3 rRNA genes are annotated in these 5,304 nt (G+C 54.9%); all 3 read right to left on the bottom strand.

The annotated features are described in order from the left end of the window. Positions 1 to 11 precede the first annotated feature (11 nt). Positions 12 to 128, bottom strand: a 5S ribosomal RNA gene (gene rrf, locus ACIGJI_RS17380). Positions 129 to 239: 111 nt separating this feature from the next. Then, positions 240 to 3,342, bottom strand: a 23S ribosomal RNA gene (locus tag ACIGJI_RS17375). Between the two features lie 415 nt (positions 3,343 to 3,757). Continuing rightward, a 16S ribosomal RNA gene (locus tag ACIGJI_RS17370) occupies positions 3,758 to 5,282 on the bottom strand. The 16S, 23S and 5S rRNA genes sit together here, the layout of an rRNA operon. Positions 5,283 to 5,304 lie beyond the last annotated feature (22 nt).

Here is a 5,304-nt window from a genome sequence, read left to right as displayed (position 1 = left end):
GACTAAAAGGAGTCCGGCGGTGTCCTACTCTCCCACAGGGTCCCCCCTGCAGTACCATCGGCGCTGTGAGGCTTAGCTTCCGGGTTCGGAATGTGACCGGGCGTTTCCCTCACGCTATGGCCGCCGAAACACTATTGATGTTTCAATCAAACCTAAAGCAATGATGAATCATTGTTGAAGGTAGTTCTCGACCGTACATCGAGAACCACTCAGTGGACGCAAGCACCAACAAACGGTGTGTTATCAAGTCATCGGCTTATTAGTACCAGTCAGCTGCACACGTTACCGTGCTTCCACATCTGGCCTATCAACCCAGTAGTCTGGCTGGGAGCCTCTCACCCGAAGGTATGGAAGTCTCATCTTGAGGCCGGCTTCCCGCTTAGATGCTTTCAGCGGTTATCCATCCCGAACGTAGCTAATCAGCGGTGCTCCTGGCGGAACAACTGACACACCAGAGGTTCGTCCAACCCGGTCCTCTCGTACTAGGGTCAGATCCTCTCAAACTTCCTACGCGCGCAGCGGATAGGGACCGAACTGTCTCACGACGTTCTAAACCCAGCTCGCGTACCGCTTTAATGGGCGAACAGCCCAACCCTTGGGACCTACTCCAGCCCCAGGATGCGACGAGCCGACATCGAGGTGCCAAACCATGCCGTCGATATGGACTCTTGGGCAAGATCAGCCTGTTATCCCCGAGGTACCTTTTATCCGTTGAGCGACAGCGCTTCCACAAGCCACTGCCGGATCACTAGTCCCGACTTTCGTCCCTGCTCGACCTGTCAGTCTCACAGTCAAGCTCCCTTGTGCACTTACACTCGCCACCTGATTGCCAACCAGGTTGAGGGAACCTTTGGGCGCCTCCGTTACTTTTTGGGAGGCAACCGCCCCAGTTAAACTACCCACCAGGCACTGTCCCTGAACCGGATTACGGTTCGAAGTTAGATATCCAGAGTGACCAGAGTGGTATTTCAACAATGACTCCACGGTAACTGGCGTCACCGCTTCAAAGTCTCCCACCTATCCTACACAAGCCACACCGAACACCAATACCAAGCTGTAGTAAAGGTCACGGGGTCTTTCCGTCCTGCTGCGCGTAACGAGCATCTTTACTCGTAATGCAATTTCGCCGAGTTCGCGGTTGAGACAGTTGGGAAGTCGTTACGCCATTCGTGCAGGTCGGAACTTACCCGACAAGGAATTTCGCTACCTTAGGATGGTTATAGTTACCACCGCCGTTTACTGGGGCTTAAATTCTCAGCTTCGCCTTGCGGCTAACCGGTCCTCTTAACCTTCCAGCACCGGGCAGGCGTCAGTCCGTATACATCGTCTTGCGACTTGGCACGGACCTGTGTTTTTAGTAAACAGTCGCTACCCACTAGTCTCTGCGGCCTCCAAACGCTTTCGGAGCAAGTCCTAATACGTCGAAGGCCCCCCTTCTCCCGAAGTTACGGGGGCATTTTGCCGAGTTCCTTAACCACGATTCTCTCGATCTCCTTGGTATTCTCTACCTGACCACCTGAGTCGGTTTGGGGTACGGGCGGCTAGAACCTCGCGTCGATGCTTTTCTCGGCAGCATAGGATCATCCACTTTTTATCCGCATCGTGTCTCAGCCTGTATGAGTCGCGGATTTGCCTACGACTCGGCCTACGCACTTGCACCAGGACAACCATCGCCTGGCTTGGACTACCTTCCTGCGTCACACCTGTTAATACGCTAACCGCACCAGCATGGGGTCACGTGCTCCCCTCCACGGTGTCACCCGAAGGTGACGATGTGAAGGCTCGGACGTTTAGCACCACTGGATTAGCTTGGGCGGTTCTTCGCCGGTACGGGAATATCAACCCGTTGTCCATCGACTACGCCTGTCGGCCTCGCCTTAGGTCCCGACTTACCCAGGGAAGATTAGCTTGACCCTGGAACCCTTGGTCTTTCGGAGGACGTGTTTCTCACACGTCATTCGCTACTCATGCCTGCATTCTCACTCGTGTAGCCTCCACGGCTGGTTTCCACCGCCGCTTCGCTGGCCACACGACGCTCTCCTACCCATCAACACGGCTGGACCACGAAGGCCTACCAATAATGTCAATGCCACAACTTCGGTGGCGTGCTTGAGCCCCGTTACATTGTCGGCGCGGAATCACTTGACCAGTGAGCTATTACGCACTCTTTCAAGGGTGGCTGCTTCTAAGCCAACCTCCTGGTTGTCAGAGCAACTCCACATCCTTTCCCACTTAGCACGCGCTTTGGGACCTTAGTTGGTGGTCTGGGTTGTTTCCCTCTCGACTATGAAGCTTATCCCCCACAGTCTCACTGCTGCGCTCTCACTTACCGGCATTCGGAGTTTGGCTGACGTCAGTAACCTTGTAGGGCCCATCGGCCATCCAGTAGCTCTACCTCCGGCAAGAAACACGCAACGCTGCACCTAAATGCATTTCGGAGAGAACCAGCTATCACGAAGTTTGATTGGCCTTTCACCCCTATCCACAGCTCATCCCCTCAGTTTTCAACCTAAGTGGGTTCGGTCCTCCACGACGTCTTACCGTCGCTTCAACCTGGCCATGGATAGATCACTTCGCTTCGGGTCTAGGACATGCGACTGAATCGCCCTATTCAGACTCGCTTTCGCTACGGCTACCCCACACGGGTTAACCTCGCCACATATCGCTAACTCGCAGGCTCATTCTTCAAAAGGCACGCTGTCACACCTACCAGGGGTGCTCCAACGGTTTGTAAGCAAACGGTTTCAGGTACTATTTCACTCCCCTCCCGGGGTACTTTTCACCTTTCCCTCACGGTACTTGTCCGCTATCGGTCATCTGGGAGTATTTAGGCTTATCAGGTGGTCCTGACAGATTCACACGGGATTTCACGGGCCCCGTGCTACTTGGGATACTCTCCACGCCAGAACACGCATTTCGACTACGGGGTTGGCACCCTCTATGACCGGCCTTTCAAGACCGTTCGTCTATACGCTTCTGTAACGTCGCCAGCTCGGCAGAACTGACTGGTGAGTCCCACAACCCCGAATATGCAACTCCTGCCGGATATCACACACACTCGGTTTAGCCTGATCCGGTTTCGCTCGCCACTACTAACGGAATCGCGGTTGCTTTCTCTTCCTGTGGGTACTGAGATGTTTCACTTCCCCACGTTCCCTCTACCCGCCCTATATATTCAGGCGGGAGTCACTAGGTCGGCACGCCGCCCAGCGGGGTTTCCCCATTCGGACACCCTCGGATCAAAACTTGCTTATCAGTTCCCCGAGGCTTATCGCAGATTGCTACGTCCTTCTTCGGCTCCAGATGCCAAGGCATCCACCGTTTGCTCTTAAAGACTTGAAATCACATGAGTTTGAATCAAAAACTCGACCCCATCCGAAGATGGAATCAGAAATTGACTAATGATCTTTAAGATCATCTTGTGCAACCAGCTCGAAAGCCGGCTGCAAGATGCTCGCGTCCACTGTGTAGTTCTCAAAGTACGGGCGGAACCCCCATCCACCTGCCCCCACAGGGACAAACAGAAAGAGGTCCAGAGGTTCAGACCAGACCCCGAAGGATCCGCATCCGGTCCCTCAGGACCCAACAGCGTGCAGGCACCGGTCCCCTCACCCAGAACCTTCCAACCACCGAAGCGGCGTACTAGTCCCGAGATCAGATCTCGATGCCATGTCAAATGTTCCACCCATGAGCTCCCAGCGAAGAACGTATGCCTTCGATCTGGGTTCTGGACGCCGAAGCGTCAGATGCTCCTTAGAAAGGAGGTGATCCAGCCGCACCTTCCGGTACGGCTACCTTGTTACGACTTAGTCCTAATTACCGATCCCACCTTCGACGGCTCCCTCCACAAGGGTTAGGCCACCGGCTTCAGGTGTTACCGACTTTCATGACTTGACGGGCGGTGTGTACAAGACCCGGGAACGTATTCACCGCAGCGTTGCTGATCTGCGATTACTAGCGACTCCGACTTCATGAGGTCGAGTTGCAGACCTCAATCCGAACTGGGACCGGCTTTTTGGGATTCGCTCCACCTCACGGTATTGCAGCCCTTTGTACCGGCCATTGTAGCATGCGTGAAGCCCAAGACATAAGGGGCATGATGATTTGACGTCATCCCCACCTTCCTCCGAGTTGACCCCGGCAGTATCCCATGAGTTCCCACCATTACGTGCTGGCAACATAGAACGAGGGTTGCGCTCGTTGCGGGACTTAACCCAACATCTCACGACACGAGCTGACGACAACCATGCACCACCTGTTTACGAGTGTCCAAAGAGTTGACCATTTCTGGCCCGTTCTCGTATATGTCAAGCCTTGGTAAGGTTCTTCGCGTTGCATCGAATTAATCCGCATGCTCCGCCGCTTGTGCGGGTCCCCGTCAATTCCTTTGAGTTTTAGCCTTGCGGCCGTACTCCCCAGGCGGGGAACTTAATGCGTTAGCTGCGTCACGGAATCCGTGGAATGGACCCCACAACTAGTTCCCAACGTTTACGGGGTGGACTACCAGGGTATCTAAGCCTGTTTGCTCCCCACCCTTTCGCTCCTCAGCGTCAGTTACGGCCCAGAGATCTGCCTTCGCCATCGGTGTTCCTCCTGATATCTGCGCATTCCACCGCTACACCAGGAATTCCAATCTCCCCTACCGCACTCTAGTCTGCCCGTACCCACTGCAGGCCCGAGGTTGAGCCTCGGGATTTCACAGCAGACGCGACAAACCGCCTACGAGCTCTTTACGCCCAATAATTCCGGATAACGCTTGCGCCCTACGTATTACCGCGGCTGCTGGCACGTAGTTAGCCGGCGCTTTTTCTGCAGGTACCGTCACTTTCGCTTCTTCCCTGCTAAAAGAGGTTTACAACCCGAAGGCCGTCATCCCTCACGCGGCGTTGCTGCATCAGGCTTTCGCCCATTGTGCAATATTCCCCACTGCTGCCTCCCGTAGGAGTCTGGGCCGTGTCTCAGTCCCAGTGTGGCCGGTCACCCTCTCAGGCCGGCTACCCGTCGACGCCTTGGTGAGCCATTACCTCACCAACAAGCTGATAGGCCGCGAGCCCATCCCCAACCGAAAAATCTTTCCAAACGCAGACCATGCGGTCACGTCACATATCCAGTATTAGACGCCGTTTCCAGCGCTTATCCCAGAGTCAGGGGCAGGTTGCTCACGTGTTACTCACCCGTTCGCCACTGATCCCACAGAGCAAGCTCCGTGTTCACCGTTCGACTTGCATGTGTTAAGCACGCCGCCAGCGTTCATCCTGAGCCAGGATCAAACTCTCCGTAAAAAGAAATTGCATACGAACCGGG

The sequence above is a fragment of the Microbacterium sp. NPDC064978 genome, assembly GCF_044543605.1.
Classification (GTDB): Bacteria; Actinomycetota; Actinomycetes; order Actinomycetales; family Microbacteriaceae; genus Microbacterium; species Microbacterium meiriae.
This window is presented reverse-complemented; position numbering and strand designations above follow the sequence as displayed.